Annotated in this window: 23 protein-coding genes; 5 read left to right on the top strand and 18 right to left on the bottom strand. The window is 62.8% G+C overall.

Going from position 1 to position 20,122, the window contains the following annotated elements:
* Nucleotides 1-99 precede the first annotated feature (99 nt).
* The 4 genes from ychF to CN311_RS05265 all read right to left on the bottom strand — a co-directional run bounded on the left by ychF (nucleotide 100) and on the right by CN311_RS05265 (nucleotide 3,560).
* Nucleotides 100-1,203, bottom strand: coding sequence for a redox-regulated ATPase YchF (ychF, locus tag CN311_RS05280; protein WP_097572327.1), 1,104 nt, complete (start codon nucleotides 1,201-1,203; stop codon nucleotides 100-102).
* Between the two features lie 96 nt (nucleotides 1,204-1,299).
* Nucleotides 1,300-2,019 (bottom strand): aminoacyl-tRNA hydrolase, encoded by a 720-nt coding sequence (gene pth / locus CN311_RS05275; protein WP_097572326.1) that lies wholly within the window; start codon nucleotides 2,017-2,019, stop codon nucleotides 1,300-1,302.
* A 188-nt stretch (nucleotides 2,020-2,207) separates the two neighbouring features.
* Nucleotides 2,208-2,849 (bottom strand): 50S ribosomal protein L25/general stress protein Ctc, encoded by a 642-nt coding sequence (locus tag CN311_RS05270; RefSeq protein WP_097572325.1) that lies wholly within the window; start codon nucleotides 2,847-2,849, stop codon nucleotides 2,208-2,210.
* A gap of 282 nt (nucleotides 2,850-3,131) precedes the next feature.
* Entirely contained in the window at nucleotides 3,132-3,560 is a 429-nt protein-coding gene (locus CN311_RS05265) for a MarR family winged helix-turn-helix transcriptional regulator (protein WP_097572324.1), read from the bottom strand.
* Nucleotides 3,561-3,711: 151 nt separating this feature from the next.
* Between CN311_RS05265 and CN311_RS05260 the strand changes: the two genes are divergently transcribed.
* Nucleotides 3,712-4,554 (top strand): alpha/beta fold hydrolase, encoded by an 843-nt coding sequence (locus CN311_RS05260; protein WP_097572352.1) that lies wholly within the window; start codon nucleotides 3,712-3,714, stop codon nucleotides 4,552-4,554.
* A gap of 55 nt (nucleotides 4,555-4,609) precedes the next feature.
* Here the strand turns inward: CN311_RS05260 and CN311_RS05255 are convergent, their stop codons facing one another.
* Both CN311_RS05255 and CN311_RS05250 read right to left on the bottom strand, forming a co-directional pair.
* Nucleotides 4,610-5,359 carry an SDR family oxidoreductase gene (locus CN311_RS05255; RefSeq protein ID WP_097572323.1) on the bottom strand — a complete coding sequence of 250 codons (750 nt, stop codon included), beginning with the start codon at nucleotides 5,357-5,359 and terminating at the stop codon, nucleotides 4,610-4,612.
* Between the two features lie 203 nt (nucleotides 5,360-5,562).
* On the bottom strand, nucleotides 5,563-6,807 hold the full coding sequence (locus tag CN311_RS05250) for an MFS transporter (protein WP_165779592.1): 1,245 nt from the start codon (nucleotides 6,805-6,807) through the stop codon (nucleotides 5,563-5,565).
* Between the two features lie 112 nt (nucleotides 6,808-6,919).
* On the opposite strand from CN311_RS05250, the gene CN311_RS05245 reads away from it, so the two are divergent.
* The gene (locus CN311_RS05245) at nucleotides 6,920-7,798 is read left to right on the top strand and encodes an AraC family transcriptional regulator (RefSeq protein WP_097572322.1); all 879 of its coding nucleotides are present in this window, start codon (nucleotides 6,920-6,922) and stop codon (nucleotides 7,796-7,798) included.
* On the opposite strand, the gene CN311_RS05240 is transcribed toward CN311_RS05245, so the two are convergent.
* The 8 genes from CN311_RS05240 to CN311_RS33295 form a co-directional block, all read right to left on the bottom strand.
* Nucleotides 7,795-8,730: a ribose-phosphate pyrophosphokinase gene (locus tag CN311_RS05240; RefSeq protein ID WP_097572321.1), complete on the bottom strand. Its 936-nt coding sequence runs from the start codon at nucleotides 8,728-8,730 to the stop codon at nucleotides 7,795-7,797. The genes CN311_RS05245 and CN311_RS05240 overlap by 4 nt on opposite strands.
* Before the next feature lie 156 nt (nucleotides 8,731-8,886).
* Nucleotides 8,887-9,531, bottom strand: coding sequence for a hypothetical protein (locus CN311_RS05235; RefSeq protein ID WP_097572320.1), 645 nt, complete (start codon nucleotides 9,529-9,531; stop codon nucleotides 8,887-8,889).
* 43 nt (nucleotides 9,532-9,574) lie between these two features.
* On the bottom strand, nucleotides 9,575-10,726 hold the full coding sequence (locus tag CN311_RS05230; protein ID WP_097572319.1) for a M24 family metallopeptidase: 1,152 nt from the start codon (nucleotides 10,724-10,726) through the stop codon (nucleotides 9,575-9,577).
* Nucleotides 10,726-11,520, bottom strand: a complete 795-nt coding sequence (gene pgeF / locus CN311_RS05225) for a peptidoglycan editing factor PgeF (RefSeq protein WP_097572318.1) — start codon at nucleotides 11,518-11,520, stop codon at nucleotides 10,726-10,728. The genes CN311_RS05230 and pgeF overlap by 1 nt, the downstream gene beginning before the upstream one ends.
* A 90-nt stretch (nucleotides 11,521-11,610) precedes the next feature.
* Nucleotides 11,611-12,699: a class I SAM-dependent methyltransferase gene (locus tag CN311_RS05220; protein ID WP_097572317.1), complete on the bottom strand. Its 1,089-nt coding sequence runs from the start codon at nucleotides 12,697-12,699 to the stop codon at nucleotides 11,611-11,613.
* Complete coding sequence (gene lgt / locus CN311_RS05215; protein ID WP_165779596.1) at nucleotides 12,696-13,535, bottom strand: prolipoprotein diacylglyceryl transferase; 840 nt, start codon at nucleotides 13,533-13,535, stop codon at nucleotides 12,696-12,698. The genes CN311_RS05220 and lgt overlap by 4 nt, the downstream gene beginning before the upstream one ends.
* 120 nt (nucleotides 13,536-13,655) lie before the next feature.
* A complete protein-coding gene (locus CN311_RS05210; protein WP_097572315.1) occupies nucleotides 13,656-13,895 on the bottom strand; it encodes a BrnA antitoxin family protein in 240 nt (79 codons plus the stop codon).
* Between the two features lie 90 nt (nucleotides 13,896-13,985).
* A complete protein-coding gene (locus CN311_RS33295; RefSeq protein WP_245440735.1) occupies nucleotides 13,986-14,216 on the bottom strand; it encodes a hypothetical protein in 231 nt (76 codons plus the stop codon).
* Between the two features lie 30 nt (nucleotides 14,217-14,246).
* On the opposite strand from CN311_RS33295, the gene CN311_RS05200 reads away from it, so the two are divergent.
* From CN311_RS05200 to CN311_RS05190, 3 genes are all read left to right on the top strand, one after another.
* Nucleotides 14,247-14,549, top strand: a complete 303-nt coding sequence (locus tag CN311_RS05200; RefSeq protein ID WP_097572350.1) for an accessory factor UbiK family protein — start codon at nucleotides 14,247-14,249, stop codon at nucleotides 14,547-14,549.
* Between the two features lie 435 nt (nucleotides 14,550-14,984).
* Complete coding sequence (locus CN311_RS05195; RefSeq protein WP_097572314.1) at nucleotides 14,985-15,485, top strand: type III secretion system chaperone family protein; 501 nt, start codon at nucleotides 14,985-14,987, stop codon at nucleotides 15,483-15,485.
* Nucleotides 15,486-15,491: 6 nt separating this feature from the next.
* A complete protein-coding gene (locus tag CN311_RS05190) occupies nucleotides 15,492-15,851 on the top strand; it encodes a tRNA-binding protein (RefSeq protein ID WP_097572313.1) in 360 nt (119 codons plus the stop codon).
* A gap of 5 nt (nucleotides 15,852-15,856) precedes the next feature.
* Here CN311_RS05190 and CN311_RS05185 read toward each other — a convergent pair whose 3' ends face one another.
* The 4 genes from CN311_RS05185 to CN311_RS05170 form a co-directional block, all read right to left on the bottom strand.
* On the bottom strand, nucleotides 15,857-16,933 hold the full coding sequence (locus CN311_RS05185; RefSeq protein ID WP_245440734.1) for a glycosyltransferase family 4 protein: 1,077 nt from the start codon (nucleotides 16,931-16,933) through the stop codon (nucleotides 15,857-15,859).
* Between the two features lie 246 nt (nucleotides 16,934-17,179).
* Nucleotides 17,180-18,592: an ATP-binding protein gene (locus tag CN311_RS05180; protein WP_097572312.1), complete on the bottom strand. Its 1,413-nt coding sequence runs from the start codon at nucleotides 18,590-18,592 to the stop codon at nucleotides 17,180-17,182.
* A gap of 251 nt (nucleotides 18,593-18,843) precedes the next feature.
* Entirely contained in the window at nucleotides 18,844-19,563 is a 720-nt protein-coding gene (locus tag CN311_RS05175; protein ID WP_097572311.1) for a response regulator, read from the bottom strand.
* Nucleotides 19,550-20,083 (bottom strand): MarR family winged helix-turn-helix transcriptional regulator, encoded by a 534-nt coding sequence (locus CN311_RS05170; RefSeq protein ID WP_097572349.1) that lies wholly within the window; start codon nucleotides 20,081-20,083, stop codon nucleotides 19,550-19,552. The genes CN311_RS05175 and CN311_RS05170 overlap by 14 nt, the downstream gene beginning before the upstream one ends.
* Nucleotides 20,084-20,122 lie beyond the last annotated feature (39 nt).

Below are 20,122 nucleotides of genomic sequence, written 5' to 3'. Positions count from 1 at the left end.
TGCCAGGGGTAGTCAAGCGGCGCGGAAAGTCACTTACGCGGCGCGCACGAAGCTGTGATCGGCCGCCGTCGGGCTGGCAGCAGCGAGACTGTTGCCGGCTCAGGTGTTGAACTTGAACAGCATGATGTCGCCGTCTTGGACGACATATTCCTTGCCTTCGTCGCGCGCCTTGCCTGCCTCCTTGGCCGCCACTTCGCCGCCCAGCGTGACGAAGTCATTGTAGGCGATGGTCTGGGCGCGGATGAAGCCGCGCTCGAAATCGGTGTGGATGACGCCGGCCGCCTGCGGCGCCTTGGCGCCTTTGTGCACGGTCCAGGCGCGCGTCTCCTTCGGGCCGACGGTGAAGTAGGTGATCAGCTGTAGAAGTTCGTAGCCGGCGCGGATCACCTTGTTCAGGCCAGGCTCGTCGAGGCCGAGCGAGGACAGGAATTCCATCTCCTCCTCGTCACTGAGCTGGGCAACCTCGGCCTCGATCGCAGCCGAGATGACGACGGTGCGGGCGCCTTGGGCGGCGGCCATCTTTTCCACCGCCCTGGTGTACTCGTTGCCGGTGGCGGCGTCGGCCTCGGCGACATTGCAGACATAGAGCACGGGATGCGAGGTCAGAAGGTTCAGTCCCTGCAGGATGCGCAGGTCTTCGGCGGAAATCCCCTTGAGGAGGATTCGGGTCGGCTTGCCGGCCTGCAGCAGTTCGAGCGCTGCCTCCATCATCGGCAGCACGGTGGTCGCTTCCTTGTCCTTGCCGGAAGCGCGCTTGCGGAACTGCACGATGCGGCGCTCCAAACTGTCGAGGTCGGCGAGCATCAGCTCGGTTTCGACCGTCTCGGCGTCGGCGACCGGGTCGATGCGGCCCTCGACATGGGTGATGTCGTCGTCCTCGAAGCAGCGCAGCACATGGACGATGGCGTCGACCTCGCGGATGTTGGCGAGGAACTGGTTGCCCAGCCCTTCGCCCTTGGAGGCGCCGCGCACCAGGCCGGCGATATCGACGAAGGAGATGCGGGTCGGGATGATCTCCTTCGACTTGCCGATGGCGGCGATCTTCTGCAGGCGCGGGTCAGGCACCGCCACCTCGCCGGTGTTCGGCTCGATGGTGCAGAAGGGATAGTTGGCGGCCTGCGCCGCGGCCGTCCTGGTCAGCGCGTTGAAAAGCGTCGACTTGCCGACGTTGGGCAAGCCAACGATGCCGCATTTGAAACCCATTTTGTCCAGTCCTATCGGGAAATCGAGATTTGATGAGGGCTATGGGCGATAGGGGTGACGAACGTCAAGCCCCGCGGCCACGATCGGAGGCGAGGCCTAACCCTTGCCGCCGAACAGCTTCTTCAGCATGGCGGCCATCGGGCCGGTTTCGGGAAGTTTGACCGCCGACTGCTGCGGCCGCGCCTGGCGGATATGGCTCTGCTGTTTCGGGCCTTCCTGCTTCGGCCCGGCCTTTTCGGGCGCTGCCTTGCCCTGGACGGCAACGCTGACCTTGTTCATGAAGCCTTGCTCGTCGCCCCTGACGATCATTTCGGCATTGGCGGCGATGGCATCGAGCATCAGATCCAGCCATTCGCGGTCTGCCTTGGCGAAGTCGCCCAGCACATGACCATGCACGAGTTCCTTGACGCCGGGATGGCCAATGCCGATGCGGACGCGGCGATAGGCGTTGCCGACATGGTCGTCGATCGAACGGATGCCATTGTGGCCGCCGGCGCCACCACCGGTCTTGACGCGGAGCTTGCGCTCGGCAAGGTCGATCTCGTCATAGAAGACGGTGAGCGCGGAGGGAGCGAGCTTGTAGAAGCGCAGCGCTTCGCCGACCGCCTGGCCGGACAGGTTCATGAAGGTCTGCGGCTTGATCAGGATGATCTTTTCGCCTGCAAGCGTGCCTTCGGCGATCAGGCCCTGGAATTTCTTCGACCAGGGTGAAAAAGAATGGCGGCGGGCAATTGCGTCCGCCGCCATGAAGCCGACATTGTGCCGGTTGTTGGCGTATTTCGCGCCCGGATTGCCGAGGCCTGCAAACAGCAGCATCGTCACCCTCTAGTGTGGTGGATTTGAAGTTCCTGTCACTTTGACGGCATCAACGTTCAGGAACTTCAAATCCAAAACCACACTAGAATGTTATGGTTACTAGTGTGGCTTTGGAATCCGAAATTCGCCCAGTGCGCTGCTCCCAAAGTGCTGCGAATTTCGGATTCGCCACACCAGGCGGAAAGAAGTTACTTCTCTTCGGCGGCAGGTGCCGCTTCGGGTGCCGCCGCCTCGGCCGTCTCTTCGGTCTCCGGCTTCATCGCCGACGAGCCGGCAACGGTCGCGATGGTGAAGTCGCGATCGGAGATGACCGGCTTGACGCCGGCCGGCAGCTTGACCGCCGAGATGTGGATCGAATCGCCGATATCGGCTCCGGTGAGATCGACGGTGATGAATTCCGGGATCGCATTGGCCGGGCAGTGGAACTCGACTTCGTGACGCACGATGTTGAGCACGCCGCCGCGCTTGATGCCGGGCGACTTGTCCTCATTGATGAAGTGGACGGGCACGTCGACATTGACTTCTGTGTCCTTGCCGATGCGCAGGAAGTCGACATGGACCGGGAAATCCTTGACCGGATCGAGCTGGAAGTCCTTGGGCAGAACCTGGATCTTCTTGCCGTCGACATCGATCGTGGCGATCGTGGTCAGGAACCCGCCGCCATGGATCTTGTAGTAGATGTCCTTGTAGGTCAGCGCAATCGCCAGGGGAGGCTGCTTGTCGCCGTAAATCACTGCAGGCACTTTACCGTTGCGGCGAACTGCACGGGCGGACCCCTTACCGACCTGTTCGCGTGCTTCGGCCTTGAGCTCGTAAGTATCGTGGCTCATGGCATTTCCTTTCGCGTTGTTCTGGAGCGCTCACGGCCAGCGTGGCTGGGCCGTAAACGTCGAAAGCCGCCGGGCCTGGATATCCGAAAAGCCGGCAGCCGCATAAGCAAGCGGACCTTTTGTTCGGGATCACCGGGGGAAGGCAGCCTTCCGCCGCGTTGCCTCCAAGGGTGTCTACGCGGGTGGCGGCTCTATAGCCGAAGGCGGCAAAGGGTGCAAGTCATGGCAGGCAAGGGCGGCGTCAACTTGAATTTCGAGGATAACCAGTACGCGGCGGCCTGACTACCGGTCACCACTCAACGCGTTGCGCAGCGCCTGGACCTGCCGGTTCAGGGCATCGAGCTGAGACAGCGTCATGCCCGAGCGCTCGATGAGCGTTTCGTTGAGGCAGTTGCACTGGACAAGCAGAGCGCGACCGGCGGCGGTCAGGTCGACCTGTACCTGGCGCTCGTCGGTCTGGCTGCGCTGGCGGGTGACGAGCCCTGCCTGTTCCATGCGCTTCACCAGTGGCGTGATGGTGCTCGATTCCAGCGCAAGCCTGTGCGCGATCGCACCGACCGACATGCCGTCGGCCTCTCCCAGTGCGTTCAGCACGAGATACTGCGGATAGGTGATCCCCATCTCGTCCAGCATCGGCTTGTAGGTGCGATTGATCGCCATGCTGGTGGCGTAGAGCGTGAAACAGAGCTGATTGTCCAACGGGAGAGGCACGACGCATTCCTTTGCCGACTGAGCATTTCAGATATGTACCACGAAAAATGATATCGCGATACATATTTTCTGTAGACAAGGATTTGGATCTGCGCTAGTCATATTGTTATCGCGATATTGATTATCGTGACAAAAATCAATGGAGATTGAGATGACCAAGCCCGGCAGCAGCACGATCACGACCAAGGACGGAACCGAGATTTTCTACAAGGATTGGGGAAGCGGCCAGCCCATCGTCTTCCATCACGGCTGGCCGCTGAGCGGCGACGACTGGGACGCCCAGATGCTGTTCTTCCTGTCGAAGGGCTACCGCGTCATTGCCCATGATCGCCGCGGTCACGGCCGCTCGACACAGACCGATATCGGCAACGAGATGGACACCTACGCCGCTGATGTCGCGGAACTTGTCGCGCATCTCGACCTCAAGAACGCCATCCATGTCGGCCATTCGACCGGTGGCGGCGAGGTGGCGCGCTATGTCGCGAAGTACGGTTCAGGCGGCCGTGTCGCCAAGGCGGTGCTGATCGGCGCGGTGCCGCCGATCATGCTGAAGACTCCGGCCAATCCTGGCGGCCTGCCGATCGAGGTCTTCGACGGCTTCCGCTCCGCCCAGGCCGCCAACCGCGCGCAGTTTTTCCACGATGTCGCGGCCGGCCCGTTCTACGGCTTCAACCGTCCCGGCGCCGAAGTCTCGCAGGCTGTCGTCGAGAATTGGTGGCGCCAGGGCATGATGGGCGGCACCAAGGCGCATTATGATTGCATCAAGGCGTTCTCGGAAACCGACTTCACCGACGATTTGAAGGCAATCGAGGTGCCGGTGCTGGTCATGCATGGCGACGACGACCAGATCGTTCCGATCGCCGACTCGGCGCTGCTGTCGGTCAAGCTGCTCAGGAAGGGCGAGCTCAAGGTCTACAAGGGCTTCCCGCATGGCATGGCGACCACCCATGCCGATGTCATCAACGCCGACCTCCTGGCCTTCTTCCAGGCCTAGAATCGTCCACTTGGATGGACAAAGGCGTCCGCCGTCAGGCGGGTGCCTTGTGCCTTCAGGCGATGCTCAAGCCGCCGTCGATCAGCATTTCCGCACCGACCATGAACGGGCATTCGTCAGAGGCAAGAAACACCACTGCGTTGGCAATTTCCTCGGCGGTTCCGAAACGGCCGGCAGGCACCAGGCCTACCACGGCTTTCGCGCGCGCCTTTGCCGCTTCGGGGTCCAGCCCAAGTTTGTCGTTGAGCGGCGTGTCGATCGGGCCTGGGCTGATCACATTGGCGCGAATACCGCGTCCTATCAGTTCTCCCGAGAGCGTCCGGGCGAGCGAAATCATGCCGGCCTTGGCCAGCGCATAGACGTGCGTTCCAGCCATTCCCATATGTGCGTTGACCGAGCCGCTGAGGATGATCGACGACGGGTTCGAAAACAGCGGAACGAGCGCCTTGACCAGGAAGTACGGACCCTTGAGGTCAACGTCGATGCTCCTGTCGAACGCCGCTTCGGTCCAATCGCCAAGCGGACGCAGATCGGCGATGCCGGCGTTGAGGAACAGAGCGTCGAGCTTGCCGAAGGATTCCTCGATCCGTCGCGCGATCTCGCTCTGGGCCGTGGCATCCCCGGCGTCGGCGGCAATGACAAGCACATCACCGCCAAGGGTATTGCGGGCCTCCTCCAAACGGCCTGCATTGGTGCCGGTGATAGCGACGCGCGCGCCTTCCTCAATGAAACGGCGCGCCGTCACCAGGCCGATGCCGCTGGTGCCGCCGGTAATCAGCGCAGCCTTGCCTTTTAGTCTGGACATAGCGAATGCCTTTCCTGGCGCGGAGCGCTGCGCAGCATCAGGGCTGAGCCCGGCATGTTCAACTTGAAGGCGTTGCCGACCCAAATTCTGCCTTCAGAGGTGACCCTATCTAACAGGCTTCTCACCCAGCGTGTGGTGAAAGAATCATCGAGGGCGCGGCAACTGCCGCGCCCTCGTATCAATTCCGGAAGATGAACTGATTTTTAGTTGGTCGCCGTTTCCGCCTTCCTGGCTTCCTTCATGTTGGGCAGGAACACTGTCAGCAGGCCGAGGAGCGGCAGATACGAGCAGATCTGGAAGACGAAATCGATGCCCTTCATGTCGGCGACGACGCCGAGCACCGCAGCCGCGATGCCGCCCATGCCGAAGGCGAAGCCGAAGAAGATGCCGGCGATCATGCCGACACGGCCGGGCACCAGCTCCTGGGCAAAGACGACGATGTTGGAGAAGGCCGAGGACAGGATCAGGCCGATCAGTACCGTCAGCACCATCGTCCATTCGAAATTGGCGTAGGGCAGGGCCAGCGTGAAAGGCAGCACGCCGACGATCGAGAACCAGATCATCGCCTTCTGCCCGTAGCGGTCGCCGAACGGGCCGCCGAGCAGGATGCCCAGCGCCGACGCGCCGAGGAACAGGAACAGCATGACCTGGCTCATCTGCACGGACACGCCGAACTTGTGGATGGAATAGAAGGTGTAGTAGCTGGAGAGGCTGGCGATGTAGGCGTTCTTGGTCAGCACCAGCAGCGTCAGCACCGCCAATGCCCACATGACTTTGCGGCGCGGGAAGGGCGAGACGAAGCTTGCCGCCTTGCGGTTGGCGAGCGAAGCGCGCAGCCGGCTATACCAGCCGCCAACCTGCCAGAGCACGATGATGCCGATCAGAGAACCGACGGCGAACCAGGATATGCTGGTCTGACCGAAAGGCACGACGATGAAGGCCGCCAGCAGCGGCCCCATGGCCTGGCCGAAATTGCCGCCGACCTGAAACAGCGACTGTGCCAGGCCGAAGCGTCCGCCCGAGGCGAAGCGGGCGATGCGCGAGGATTCCGGGTGGAAGATCGCCGAACCGATGCCGATCAGCGATGCGCCGACCAGCAGCAGCCAGTAGTGCCCGGCATGGGCGAGCACGATCAGGCCGATCAACGAGGACGCCATGCCATAGGGCAGCGAATAGGGCATCGGCCGCTTGTCGGTGACTGCGCCGATGACCGGTTGCAGCAGCGAGGCCGTGACCTGGAAGGTGAAGGTCAACAGGCCGATCTGCCAGAAATCGAGGCCGTAATTGTCCTTCAGCAGCGGATAGATGGCCGACAGCAGCGACTGCATGATATCGTTGACGCAGTGGCAGAAGCTCACCGCAAGGATGACGGTGAAGGCCGTCGCTTGCGCCGAAGTATGGTTGGCCGTCGCTGGTGTGGCGACAGTGGTGGCTGTCGTGTCGGTCAAGGCAATGCTCCGAGGTCTTTCTGGCGGCGAACCGCAGGCAGCCTTATAGGATGGTTGCCAAGCGACTTCTTTCGTGGTTTGGTCCAATAGTTTCGCAAGTGGGCCACATCCAATGCCACATGGCCGGGAAATTTCTAGAGGTGACGCCGCCGAACTCGGACGTCTGCATCAGTCCCGCTGGCAGTGGCTGGAAGAGGCCGTCGGTCCGGCGGTGGCGCTGCCGACCGAATATCCCGACGGCTATCACGTGCCCCAGCACCGCCACAGCCGCAGCCAGCTGCTGCATGCGCTTATCGGCGTCGTGCTGGTGGCGACGCGGCATGGGCGCTGGATGGTACCACCTGACCATGCGATGTGGATCCCCGCCGGTATCGAGCATTCCGTCGAGATGCTGGGCGATGTCAGCATGCGCTCGGTCTATGTCATGCCTGACGCCATTTCCGGGTTGCCGGACGGCTTGCGGGTCGTCGGCATCACCGCCCTGATGCACAGCCTGATCGTGGAATCGGAAAAGCTGCCGCAGGGAGCCGAGCTGGAGGGGCGCGGCGGGCTGATCATGAACCTGTTGCTGCATGAGATCCCGAACCTGCCGGAACGGCCGCTCGGCCTGCCTTTTCCTTCGGATCCAAGGCTTGCGGCGCTGTGCCGGCGCTTTGTTGCAGCACCTTCGCCGCATGCGACGATCGACGAATGGGCCGATGCCGTCGGCATGAGCCGGCGCTCGTTTACCCGCGCCTTCCATCGCCAGACCGGATTGTCGCTGTCAACATGGCGCCAGCAGGCCTGCCTGTTCGCGGCACTGCCGCGGCTTGCCGATGGCGAGCCGATCACCAGGGTCGCGCTCGATCTCGGCTATGACAGCGTGCCGGCCTTCATCACCATGTTCAAGCGCATGCTGGGGGCCTCACCGCGCGGTTATATGCGTGGGGCGCGCGATGCCGGCGAAGGCATGAAGCGACTAAGCGGTCCGAGCAGGAGCGCGACGGCTTAGTCGAATAGGCTCGATACCGATTCCTCGGTCGCCGTGCGCGAGATCGCCTCGCCCATCAGGTCGGCGATGGAGATGACGCGGATGTTGGGGGCGTCGAGCACGCCTTGCGTCGGCTGGATGGAATCGGTGATGACGAGTTCCTGCAGCTTCGAGCCGCTGATGCGGGCAACGGCGCCGCCCGACAACACACCATGGGTGATATAGGCAGTGACGCTGGTGGCGCCATTGGCCAGTAGCGCATCGGCGGCATTGCACAGGGTGCCGCCGGAATCGACGATGTCGTCGATCAACAGGCAATCCTTGCCGGCAACCGCGCCGATGATGTTCATGACTTCGGATTCGCCGGGACGTTCGCGGCGTTTGTCGACGATGGCGAGTTGCGCGTCGAAGCGCTTGGCCAACGCGCGGGCCCGCACCACGCCGCCGATATCGGGCGAAACGACGACGACATTGCCAAGCTGCTTGTATTTCGCCTTCACGTCGCGGGCCATGACCGGCACGGAGAACAGATTGTCGGTCGGGATGTCGAAAAAGCCCTGGATCTGACCGGCATGGAGATCGAGCGTCAACACGCGATCGACGCCCGCCCGGGTGATCATATTGGCGACCAGCTTGGCCGAGATCGGGGTGCGGCCGGAGGCGCGGCGATCCTGCCTGGCATAGCCGAAATAGGGAATGACCGCCGTGATGCGCCTGGCCGAGGAGCGCATGAAAGCATCGATCATGATGAGCAGTTCCATCAGGTGATCGTTGGTCGGGAACGAGGTGGACTGCAGGATGAAGACATCCTCGCCACGCACATTTTCCTGGATCTCGACGAAGATTTCCTGATCGGCGAAGCGTCTGACGCTGGCCTTGCCCAGGGGAATGTTGAGATAGCGGGCGACCGCTTCGGCCAGCACCCTGTTGGAATTGCCCGCGAAGAGCTTCATGCACCGTTCCTGGCGAAGGATGGAGAGACCCTGACAGACTCGCTTGAGCCTCTTAGTCGGGCTTTTAGCGGCCCGTGCCGGTATTGCAAGCGTCGTGATCGGGAATCCGCCGGCTAATCTCAATAAACGTTTACAGCCGTCAAAGCCGGTACCCTGTCAGCCTGCTTGCCCGCCAAGCCAAGCGGCGAACTGGTCGATCGTCTGGTCGGCGATCGACTGCATGGTCGCCGGCGCGACCGCCGCCCAGCCTTCGGCGCCGTTGGCGGAGGGCGCCTTCTGCTGGCCGTTGATGCGGTGCAGCCGGTTTCCCGAGGGGTCATAGACGTCCCAGACATAGATGACGGTGGTGTCCTTGCCTTCCGACATCGTCGAGAAATAGCCCTTCAGCACGTGGGTGGCGACCTGGTCGGCGCTGCCGGCAAGCGTGATGCCGCGTTGCTTGGCGCGCGTCTGGAGTTCAGCGGTCAGCGGCGTCGCCGCCTCCACCGACGCGCCAACGATCGGCGCCACCTGCAGCCGGGTCCGCGCGATGGCCGAGGCGCTCTTGGCGGACGGCACGGCCGGTGCCGCGGCTTGCGCAGAGGCGGCTGGCGCAGAGGCGGCTGGCGCAGGGGGAGCAGTGGGCTGCGCCGTTGCGGAAGGCTGCGCGGCAGTTGCAGGGGGCGTGGTGCCGGCCCCGGCCACGGACTGTGTCGATTGCGGGGCGATGGCCGAGGGCTCGAGAACGTCCCTGGCATTGGTGCACGCGGCCAGAGCCAGCGCCGCGAGCAATGACACGGTCGTCACATGCGATCGTCTCATTTGCCTGAAACTCCGATGACCGCCCCCATTATGCATTATGGATTCACCGCACGATCAAGTCGAGATCATGGCGGGACAGCGGCTTCGGCTGCGATTCAGTGGTCAGATAGGTGCGGCCAAGCGTCATCGCGGTCTCCGTTTCCGAATCCATGATGATCATGTGGGCAAACAGCGTCATGTTGGGCGCGATCGGTTCGGGATTGCCCTGATAGAACATCGGCATGTCCATCCAGGACGGGGTGAAGCGGGCGCCGACCGAATAGCCGCAGGCGTTCAGCCTGTGCTTGGTCAGGTTGTGGGCTTCCAGCGTGCGCGCATGGGCGTCGAACACGTCGCCGAAGGTATTTCCCGGCGTCATTGCCTTTTCGACGGCTAAAAGTGCCGCGCGCGCGGCATCGAAAAGCTCCTGGTGACGCTTCGACGCCTTGCCGGTCAGCACGGTGCGCATCATCGGCGCATGATAGTGGTGGAAGACGCCGGCCCATTCGAGCGTCAACTGGTCGTTCTTGGTCAGTTTGCGGCGGCCTGCCTTGTAGCGGCAAAGCAGCGCATCCACGCCGGAGCCGATGATGAACTCGTTGGCCGGATAATCACCGCCGCCGGCGAAGACAGCGCCCTGCATGGCGGCAAGGATCAAGGCTTCGTCGCCGCCCTGCTTGATCAGCGGCAAGGCAGCATCCAGCGCGTCGTCGGCGAGATTTGCCGCCTTCTCCGCCTTGGCGATTTCGGCCGGGCTCTTGAACAGGCGCAGCCGGCTGACGATGCCGGACGCGTCGGCGATCTGGCCAAAGGTCTGCAATTGCTCGTCGAGACGCCGGCCATTGTAGGCGGTCAGGCCGTGGGTGTCGTATTCGACGCCGATGCGGGCGCCGAGCAGGTCGAGATCGTTGAGCAGATTGCGCAGATCGATCGCCGGATTGGCGCCATCGCGGTCCGTCCACAGCACGATGTTGTCGATGATGGAGGTGTGGCGCGCCTGGCGCAGATCGGCCGAGCGGGTGAGCAGGACCATCGAGCCGTCGGCCTTCACCACCAGGCACTGGAAGAAGCAGAACCCGAACGTGTCGTAGCCGGTCAGCCAGTACATGCTCTCCTGCGCGAACAGCAGGACGGCGTCGAGCTTCTTCTCGGCGAGTTCGATCATCAGCCGGTCACGCCGCGCGTCAAATTCCGAGCGTTCGAAATGCAACGCCATTACTCTTTCTCCAAAACAATTGCTGAAATCTGTCGCCCGTAATCCGGTTCCTTGCGATGCGTGGTGCGCCGGTAGGAATAGAACAGATCCTCCTCGGCATAGGTGCAGCGGTCGAGCCCCTCGGCGATCACGCCGGCCTTGGCGAGCCGATCGACCGTGTAGCGATTGAGGTCGAACATTGCATGTCCCGATTTCGCCGAGGGCGCGAAATAGCTGGTATTGCCGGCATCGGCCTCGACGAAGCGGGCGACGAATTCCGGCCCAACCTCGTAATTCTGCGGGCCGATGGAAGGGCCGAGAACCGCAACGATGCGCTCGCGCCGGGCGCCGAGGCCTTCCATCGCGGCAATGGTGCTTTCCAGCACGCCTGTGAAGGCGCCCTTCCAGCCGGCGTGTGCGGCGCCGATGATGCGCGCCTCGGCATCCGCGAACAGGACCGGTCCGCAATCGGCGGTCGAGGCGCCAATGGCGATGCCCGGCCGATCGGTGACAATGGCGTCGGCCCTCGGCCGCTCGCCGGAAAACGGCTCCCTGGCGACGACGACATCGGGCGAATGGATCTGGTGGGCGGTCAAAAGATAGCTGGCCGGCACGCCCATCCATTCGGCGACGCGCCGACGGTTCTCGGCTACCAGCGTCTGGTCGTCGCTCGAGCCGGTGCCGATGTTAAGACCTCGATAGATACTGCCGGAGACGCCGCCGATGCGTGTGAAATAGCCGTGGCGAATGCCTTGCCCCCGCATCCTTTCCAGCGAGGGCGACCGAACGGGATCCGGTTTGGTCTGATTCAACATGCGGGCGTTGTTGTCCGTGCGGGCGATTTCGTCAAGCGGCAGTCAAAAGAAGGCAACCGTCGGGAGAGTGGGAGAGGCTACAGTGAAAAGTCAATCCGCCGGTGGAAAGGGTGGAACTGCGATCCCGGCGGGCAGGATGGCCAGCACCTTGAAGAGCTCGCCCATGGCTTGCGGGCCGGCGAGGCGTTCGACCTCGCCCGCGATCTTTTCGCGGGCCGCCTCATCGGCATTGGCGCCGAGCCAGCCGGCGCGTTCGAGAAGCCCCATCCTCACCAGGAATTCGCCTTGCGTGGCGAGATGGGCATCGAGGCCATGCGCCCGGACAATGGCGGCGAGGGCGGCGAAATCGACATGGGCGGTAAGATCGGCCTCGCCGGGATTGGCCAGCACATCTTCGTGATCGTGCCGGCGCAGGGCCTGCAACGTGTCGCCGATCCCTGGCCGGAGATGGCCATAGTCAGGGAATAGCCCGGCGCCGCCACGACTGGATATGCGCTCGGAGATGGTCGCCATCAAGGCGGTGCGGGCCGGCGCGATCTCGGCGATCGCGCCTTGCGGGGCCTCTTCGGCATCGTCCGGCAGCAGCGTCGGATCGACCGAAGCGGCGCCGGCGAAAAAACGCAACCCGCCGGCGTCGTCGAGCCCGATCATCCGTTCGCGCCAGTCCGCGCCGGCGCGGACGAACTGGCGGATGGGCACCGCGTCGAACAATTCGTTGCCGACGATGAGAAGCGGGGTCCGCGGCAGCGTGTCAATGGTTTCATGCCAATCGATCGTGACCGATGTGCCGGCAAGCGTCTGCCGCTGGATTCCCGTCAGCCGTGGGCTGGTCTCGATCATGGCGAAGGAGGCGCCGGCGGTCAGCGTCGCGTCGAGCCGCGAAAAGGTGCGCAGCATGTCCTTCATCAGCGTGCCACGACCGGGGCCGATCTCGGCGATGGTGACCGGCAGCGGCCGGCCCGTCACCCGCCAGGCCTCGTAGAGCCAGATGGCGACCAGCTCGCCGAACATCTGGCTGATCTCCGGTGCGGTGACGAAGTCGCCGGCAGCACCGAACGGCTCGCGCGTCGTGTAGTAACCGTGGTCAGGGTCGAACAGGCAAAGCGCCATGTATTCGCTGACGGGAATGGGGCCTACCGCATCGATCAGCTCGGCGATGCGGATTTTCAGCCGCGTCATGCCGGCTGTGGCTGTGTTACGGGTTTTGCTGTGGCCATCGCCCAGATGCCTGCCAGCACCATGGGCGTGGAAAGGATCATACCCATGGTCAGCCAATTGGTACCGAGGAGATAGCCAAGCTGCTGATCGGGCTCGCGGAAGAATTCGACAAAAATACGCGACAGGCCGTAGCCGCAAATGAAGGCGCCGCCGACGAAGCGCGGCGTCTTCAGCTTGAGCCTGGAATGGGTGAGGACGCGCAGGACCAGGAACAGCACCAGGCCCTCGAGCAACGCCTCGTAGATCTGGCTCGGATGGCGCGAAAATGGCCCGCCATTGGGGAATTCGACCGCCCATGGAACGTCGGTCGGCCTGCCCCAGAGTTCGGAGTTGATGAAATTGGCGACGCGGACAAGGCCAAGGCCGACCGGGACGCCGGCCGCCACGACGTCGAACAGCGACCATGCGCGGATACCGCGCGACCAGGAGAACAGCGTCATGGCGAGGGTGACGCCGAGCAGGCCGCCATGAAACGACATGCCGCCCTGCCAGACGGCAAAGATATCCAGCGGGTGCGCAATGTAGCGCGGCAGATCGTAAAACAGCACGTAGCCGGTGCGTCCGCCAAGCACCACGCCGATGGCCGCCCAGACGATGAAGTCGTCGAGATCCTCGGGCTTCATCGGCAAGGTGCCGTCGGGCCAGAGCCTTTTGTCGGTGACGAGCCGCTTGGCGTACCACCAGGCAAAGAGAATGCCGACGATATAGCCGACGCCATACCAATGCACCGCCAACGGCCCGATCTGGACGATGATCGGGTCGATATTGGGGAAGGGCAGGGCGGCCAGCGGCAGCATAAGATGTTGGCTCAACAAGGGTCTCCGGTAGCCATCGCGTTCGGGCGCGGACCATGCGGCAGGGTTTTGGCAGGGTCAAGGCAAGTTGGTGGTTGCCTTCATCGCCACAGACGGAGGGGCTCAACCCTGACGCTTGCCGTCGACCATTTGCCTTAGAGCGTCGTTGATCCTGTCCTGCCAGCCCGGACCATCTTCCTGGAAGTGGTCCAGCACGGCTCGATCGATCCTGATCGAAACGAGCTCTCTGACATTGGGTGCGGCCGAGGGTTCGCGAATTGGGGCTGCCGGTTTCTTGGCCGGCTTAAAGGCAGCTTCTGCAGCTGCCATCGGATTTGTCGGTCGGCGCGGGGGCGTTGCCATTGGTTGACCCTGACTGAGAGCGACTCGTGCTTGACGCCAGTCGCGACGAAAACACCACAATAGGCGACTGGTCTGTGAAGACCAGCCGCTTCACTTGGTCCTCTCTGCCATTGCGTCGTATTTGGCCTCAAGCCTGTCCGGAACCTCGTCGCCGGACTTGACCCGGCCGGCATCGGCATCCGGAATGCCTTTGGCGATGGCCGCATCGAGAACGGCGAGGCGCTTCTCATTGACTTGGCGCCCTAGCTTAACGCACCGAAATTGAATGGGCTGCGGATGCCACTTGGCTTCAACGTTCTTGCATTCGGCGCCGTGCGCCACTACGTCAATTCCAGCAAGCGAGGATTTGCCATGTCGACCGGACCGAACCGCATTCTCGATGAATTCGCCAAGCTGATGACCGACGCCGCGGGTGCGGCGCAAGGGGTGCGGCGCGAAGTGGAGACCGCCTTCAAGGGGCAGGCCGAGCGCATTCTCAACTCCATGGAAGTGGTGCAGCGCGAGGAGTTCGAGGCTGCCCGCGACATGGCGGCGAAGGCCAGGGAAGAGAACACCCGCCTCGCTGCCCGCATCGAAGCACTCGAGGCCAAACTGGCCGAATTGGCCGGACAGGCGACGCCTGCGACCGCGGCCAAGCCGCGGCCGAAAAAATAACCAAAAAAATATTCGTTAAACTTTTCCACAAAGCGCAATCGCAAAAAGCGCTTTGTCGTGAATCGCTTACCGGCATTGCGTGAATCTTTGTGACAGTGCCTTTCCACATGCTGATGACGCAGTGCGAAAAATTGGGCTGGTCACGCGACTCCCGATCAATAGACTGAATTTGTTGCATGATTCGGAGCAGGATCATGCGCCGGGCGGTGGGGTCCGGTCAGGGGTCTTTGCGTTGAGAAGTCCTGGCCGTCCGAGTTCTAGACAGGATTGTTCGTCGTGTGTGCCCCGCGGAGCGTGTGGTGGCGCTCCCTAGAGCGACGTGCGTCCGCTTGGACGCACAAAGTACGCTCTAGAACTTTTGAACGTTCGCATCGTGCTTTCCGAAAATCGGTTCCGATTTTCGGGCCGATGCGAGGGAACGACAGGAAGCATTTCATGGAACTTCTCGAACTCGAATATTCCCGCGAAATCCATCCGGTGGATGTCATCGAGCAGGTGGCTCACAACAATGACTGGTCCTTCGAGCGGGCCGGCGACGACGAGATTTCGATCTCGGTTGCCGGAAGCTGGACCGACTATCACGTCTCATTCTCGTGGATGGAGGATTTCGAGGCGCTGCATCTGGCCTGCGCCTTCGACATCAAGGTGCCGGAGGCCCGCGCGCTCGAAGTGATGCGGCTCTTGTCGCTGATCAACGAGCAGATGCTGTTCGGCCATTTCGACCTCTGGGAACAGGAGGGCGCGATCATGTTTCGCCAATCCCTGCTGCTCGCCGGCGGTGTCGAGCCGTCGAGCCAGCAGGTCGAGGTGCTGCTGTCGTCGGCGCTGGAGGCCTGCGAGTGCTATTTCCAGTCCTTCCAGTTCGTCGTCTGGTCGGGAACCTCGGCCAAGGATGCGCTGGCCGGCGTCCTGTTCGAGACCTATGGAAACGCCTGATCCTCGATGAGTTCCAGCAACCAGCGCAAGCCCGAGATCAGCTTCGCCGATTTCGACCGTGTCGATATCCGTGCCGGCACGATCGTCGAGGCCGAGCCGTTCCCGCAGGCGCGCAAGCCGGCGTTCAAGCTGAAGATCGATTTCGGCGCCGACATCGGGGTGAAGAAATCGTCGGCGCAGATCACCAAATATTATGCGCCGGAGACGCTGATCGGCCGGCAGGTGTTCGCGGTGGTCAATTTCCCGCCGCGGCAGATCGGGCCGTTCATGTCGGAAGTGCTGACGCTTGGCTTTCCCGACGAAGAGGGGGCCGTCGTGCTCGGCGCCATAGAGCGCAGGGTGCCGGACGGCGGCAGGCTATTCTAACTTCGTCATCCTCGGGTCTGCGCGCCGGCTTCGCCGCCGCTTCGCCCGTGGATGACGAAAGGTGGTGTCAGCTTGCGCGTCGTGCCCAGTGCTTCCTCGACGGTGTCGAGGAACATTTCCGCGCAGGCTTTCCAGCTGTAGCGCATTGCGCGCTGGCGTGCCTCGGCACGGTCGACGTGCAGGGCGGCAAGTGCTGCCTGCCGCAAATCGTCCGCCACCGCGCCGCCAATGCCGTCGCCGACAATGTCGATCGGGCCGGTCACCGGATAGGCGGCAACGGGCGTGCCGCTGGCCAGCGCCTCGATGATGACGTTGCCGAAGGTGTCGGTGCGGCTGGGGAAAACGAAGACATCGGCCGAGGCATAGATTTCGGCCAGTTCGTCGTTCGGGCGGTGGCCGAGGAAATGGGCTTGCGGATATTTCGCCTTGAGCCTGGCCAGTTCTGGGCCTTCGCCGACGATCACCTTGCTGCCCGGCAATTCGAGGTCGAGGAAAGCGCTCAAATTCTTTTCGATCGCCACGCGGCCGACGCAAAGGAAGATCGGTCCCTCGAGACCCAGATCCTTCCTCTTGTCCGGCCGGAAATGGTCGGTGTCGACGCCGCGCGTCCACGGCCTGAGCTTGGTGAAGCCGCGTGCGGCGAGGTCGTCGGCCAGCGACTGGGTGGCGACCAGCGTGCCTTGCCCGGAATTGTGGAAATCGCGAAGCCAGCGATAGGCCCAGGCTTCCGGCACGGGCAGGCGCGCACTCAGATATTCGGGAAAGCGCGTGTGATAGCTCGTCGTGAACGGCCGGCCCGTATTGCGGCAATAGCGCCGCGCCATGATGCCGAGCGGGCCTTCGGTGACGATGTGGATATGATCCGCCTTGCGCCCGGCAATTAGCCTCGCGACATGGCCCGGCGTCGTCAGCGCCAGCCTGATGTCGGGATAGGTCGGCAAGGGCAAGGTGCGGAAAATGTTCGGGGTCAGGAAGTCCGCTTCGACGTCGAAGGATTTCAGGGTCTCGGACAGCCGCTCCAGCGTGTGGACGACGCCGTTTACTTGCGGGCGCCAGGCGTCGGTGACCATCAGGATGCGCATGGCGGTCCTCTGCCCAGGAAGTCGTCGGTTGCCTTGCCGCGATGCCTGAATGGCGACCAGGCCGCCGCTCCCGCTTCGCTCCAGCGCGCCTCGCTCCAGCGTACCCGGGCGGGCACCGGGTCGAATCGATGCCGAGGGGCCGAATCGATGGAGATCGCGCGCTTCATGCGCGCTCTTCAGCATGGTTTCATGACGGGCGGATGAAGGCATGACCTGCAAGCACATTGCGGGATGTCGAAGTGCGGGTCAGGCCGGCACCTTGATGACGGCACGCAAGCCGCCGAGCGGGCTGTCGTCCAGCATGATGTCGCCGCCATGGCTGCGGACTATGTCGCGTGCGATGGCGAGGCCAAGCCCGGTGCCGCTGGCGTCAAGGTTGCGGGCCTCGTCAAGCCGCACGAACGGCTTGAACACCTCCTCGCGCTTCTGGGCCGGGATGCCCGGCCCGTCATCGTCGATGGTGACGAGCAGCGAGCCGCGACCATGGTCGGCTTTGATCTCCACCGTCTGGGCATAACGGAAGGAGTTGCCGACGACATTGGACAGCAACCGGGCGAAGGCGTGGGGCCGCACCTGCACATGCGGATCGCCGGCAAGCGTGGTCGACAGTTTGCGCTTGCGCAGCGTGGCCTCTTCGCCAAGCTTCTCGAAATAGGCCTCAAGGTCGAAACGGCCGGTGTCCTCCGTCGCTTCGCCACGGGCGAAGGCAAGGTAGCCTTCCAGCATCGACTGCATGTCGTCGATGTCCTGGCCAAGCGCCTCGGTGTCGGCCTTGGTCCCGGTCAACGCAAGCTGCAGCTTGAAGCGGGTGAGGATGGTTCTGAGATCGTGGCTGACGCCGGTCAGCATGGCGGTGCGCTGCTCGAGCTGGCGTTCGATGCGCTCGCGCATCTGGATGAAGGCAAAGCCGGCGCGGCGCACCTCCTCGGCGCCGCGCGGACGGAAATCGCGCGGCATCGGCCGGCCCTTGCCGAAGCTCTCGGCGGCCTCGGCCAGGTTCAGGATCGGCCGGATCTGGTTGCGCAGGAAGGGGATGGCGATCATCAGCAGGACCAGCGAGGTGCCGACCATCCAGATCAGGAAAATGTGGGTGTTGGATGCGTAGGCCTGACTGCGGCGCACGAAAACGCGCAGCACCTTACCCTCGAGCTGGACGCGGACTTCGACGATGTTGGAATTGCCGACCGTGTCTATCCAGAACGGACGGTTGATCTGGCGGGTGATCTCGGAGGAAAGAATTTCATCGAGGATCGAGAAGAAAGGTTTTGGGCCCGGCGGCGGCAATGGGTCGGGCGGCAGCAGATCGACCTTCAACTGCATGCGGTCCTGAGCGATGCGGATGATGTTGGCATAATCGGCGTCGTGCGGATAGGTTTCGATCAGATCGATGATCGCGGCAATGTCGCTGATAGTCGCCTGCGACAGGCGCTGGGTAACGGTCTGCCAGTGGCGTTCCATGAAGACAAAGGCGACGACAGACTGCAGCAGGATCATCGGCGCGATAACGATGATCAGCGAGCGGGCATAGAGCCGCTTGGGCATATAGAGCGCGACGTAGCGCCAGAACCGGTTCCAGGCGCGCGGCATGGCCTTGAGCGCCCGCGTGGCGCGGGCGCTCAAGCCGTTATCTCCCGACCCTTCCAGATCCGTGGTCGCCATTCGCCCTTTTGCTCATCCGCGGGCCACTCAACAAGAGACCCGCAAGCGCAGTGCCGCACTTGCAATTTTCGACTTCACGCATGTCGCCGTCCCAAAACAGCTTCGCACTTTGGGCGACATGCACTTCTGTTTGATGCATGTCGTCATCCCAAAACCGCTTCGCACTTTTGGGCGACATGCATTTTCCGTTTGATGCATGTCGTTATCCCAAAACCGCTTCGCACTTTTTGGGCGACATGCATTGCGGCAGTCTATTCCACGCTGAGCCGATACCCAATACCGCGCACGGTCTGCAGCCAGACCGGATTGGACGGGTCGCGTTCGATCTTGCGGCGCAGCCGGTTGATCTGGACATCGATCGTGCGCTCGCCAACTTCCGAATCGTCGCCGACAAGTTCATGGCGCGGTATCGTCTCGCCCGCCCGCGCCGCGAAGATCGCCAGGATCTCCTGTTCGCGGTCGGTCAGCTTGAGGGCCTCGCCGCCGCGCTTGAGTTCCCGCCGGGCGATCTGGAACGTGTAAGGGCCGAAGACCAGTTGCTCGACCTTCGGCGTCGTCGCCGGGCCACCGCGGCGCAGGATGTTGTTGATGCGCAGGATCAATTCGCGCGGATCGAAAGGCTTCGGCAGATAGTCATCGGCGCCGGCCTCGAGCCCGGTGATGCGGCTGTCGGTCTCCGAAAGCGCGGTAAGCATGAGGATCGGCACGTTCTTTTCGGCTCTGAGCGCCTTGGTAAGGTCGACGCCGGTTTCGCCCGGCATCATGACATCGAGGACGAGCAGATCGAAATCGAGGCCGGCGAGCTTGCGCCGTGCCTCGCCGGAATTTCCGGCAACGGTGACGCGAAAGCCGTTTTCGGTCAGATATTGCTTGAGAAGATTGCGGATACGGGTGTCGTCATCGACCACCAGCAGATGCGGTGCATCGTCGTCCGGTGCTGCCGGCTGATCAACCTTTTCAGTGGTCTCCATGGCTTTTCCCTGACATTTTTGCGGGCACAATGTCGATCTGCGCCCTTAGTTCCGGATTGACCATCGCTTCCAGGAAGCGTTCGATCAAGGCGCGTTCGCTGGCTCCGGAATCTTCCAATGCAGCACGGATGCGGCGCGACTGTGGCCGCGCCAGCGCCAGTGCCAGCGCACGGCCCCTGGCAGTGGGGTAGAGTTCGCGCTGCCGGCGGTCGCGCGGGCCCTGCAATTGCACGACATGATCGGTGTCGATCAATTGCTTGAGCACGCGCGCCAGGCTCTGCTTGGTGATTTTGAGGACATCGAGGAGTTCGGCGACCGTCAGGCCCGGCCTGCGATTGACGAAATGCAGGACCCGGTGATGGGCGCGGCCGAAACCATAGTCGGCGAGGATCTGGTCCGGATCGGAGGTGAAATCGCGATAGGCGAAGAAGAACAATTCGATGATGGCGAAGTCGATGCCGTCTTCGTCGGCGATCGCCGTCCTGATCGGTTTTCCGGCTGGGTGGCTGCGATCCGTCATCATTTCTCCGATGGAAGCAGGAAATTATGTCAGTACTAT

Source organism: Mesorhizobium sanjuanii, assembly GCF_002529485.1.
GTDB classification, from domain to species: domain Bacteria; phylum Pseudomonadota; class Alphaproteobacteria; order Rhizobiales; family Rhizobiaceae; genus Mesorhizobium; species Mesorhizobium sanjuanii.
The sequence above is the reverse complement of the archived record's forward strand: the minus strand, read 5'-3'. Positions and strand labels throughout refer to the sequence as shown.

Excerpts from the sequence above, each read along its gene's own strand:
- ychF (WP_097572327.1), bottom strand. The coding sequence starts at position 1,203 with ATGGGTTTCAAATGCGGCATCGTTGGCTTGCCCAACGTCGGCAAGTCG.
- pth (WP_097572326.1), bottom strand. The coding sequence starts at position 2,019 with ATGCTGCTGTTTGCAGGCCTCGGCAATCCGGGCGCGAAATACGCCAAC.
- CN311_RS05270 (WP_097572325.1), bottom strand. The coding sequence starts at position 2,849 with ATGAGCCACGATACTTACGAGCTCAAGGCCGAAGCACGCGAACAGGTC.
- CN311_RS05260 (WP_097572352.1), top strand. The coding sequence starts at position 3,712 with ATGACCAAGCCCGGCAGCAGCACGATCACGACCAAGGACGGAACCGAG.
- CN311_RS05255 (WP_097572323.1), bottom strand. The coding sequence starts at position 5,359 with ATGTCCAGACTAAAAGGCAAGGCTGCGCTGATTACCGGCGGCACCAGC.
- CN311_RS05245 (WP_097572322.1), top strand. The coding sequence starts at position 6,920 with ATGCCACATGGCCGGGAAATTTCTAGAGGTGACGCCGCCGAACTCGGA.
- CN311_RS05240 (WP_097572321.1), bottom strand. The coding sequence starts at position 8,730 with ATGAAGCTCTTCGCGGGCAATTCCAACAGGGTGCTGGCCGAAGCGGTC.
- CN311_RS05235 (WP_097572320.1), bottom strand. The coding sequence starts at position 9,531 with ATGAGACGATCGCATGTGACGACCGTGTCATTGCTCGCGGCGCTGGCT.
- CN311_RS05230 (WP_097572319.1), bottom strand. The coding sequence starts at position 10,726 with ATGGCGTTGCATTTCGAACGCTCGGAATTTGACGCGCGGCGTGACCGG.
- pgeF (WP_097572318.1), bottom strand. The coding sequence starts at position 11,520 with ATGTTGAATCAGACCAAACCGGATCCCGTTCGGTCGCCCTCGCTGGAA.
- CN311_RS05220 (WP_097572317.1), bottom strand. The coding sequence starts at position 12,699 with ATGACGCGGCTGAAAATCCGCATCGCCGAGCTGATCGATGCGGTAGGC.
- lgt (WP_165779596.1), bottom strand. The coding sequence starts at position 13,535 with ATGCTGCCGCTGGCCGCCCTGCCCTTCCCCAATATCGACCCGATCATC.
- CN311_RS05210 (WP_097572315.1), bottom strand. The coding sequence starts at position 13,895 with ATGGCAACGCCCCCGCGCCGACCGACAAATCCGATGGCAGCTGCAGAA.
- CN311_RS05200 (WP_097572350.1), top strand. The coding sequence starts at position 14,247 with ATGTCGACCGGACCGAACCGCATTCTCGATGAATTCGCCAAGCTGATG.
- CN311_RS05195 (WP_097572314.1), top strand. The coding sequence starts at position 14,985 with ATGGAACTTCTCGAACTCGAATATTCCCGCGAAATCCATCCGGTGGAT.
- CN311_RS05190 (WP_097572313.1), top strand. The coding sequence starts at position 15,492 with ATGAGTTCCAGCAACCAGCGCAAGCCCGAGATCAGCTTCGCCGATTTC.
- CN311_RS05185 (WP_245440734.1), bottom strand. The coding sequence starts at position 16,933 with ATGCGCATCCTGATGGTCACCGACGCCTGGCGCCCGCAAGTAAACGGC.
- CN311_RS05180 (WP_097572312.1), bottom strand. The coding sequence starts at position 18,592 with ATGGCGACCACGGATCTGGAAGGGTCGGGAGATAACGGCTTGAGCGCC.
- CN311_RS05175 (WP_097572311.1), bottom strand. The coding sequence starts at position 19,563 with ATGGAGACCACTGAAAAGGTTGATCAGCCGGCAGCACCGGACGACGAT.
- CN311_RS05170 (WP_097572349.1), bottom strand. The coding sequence starts at position 20,083 with ATGACGGATCGCAGCCACCCAGCCGGAAAACCGATCAGGACGGCGATC.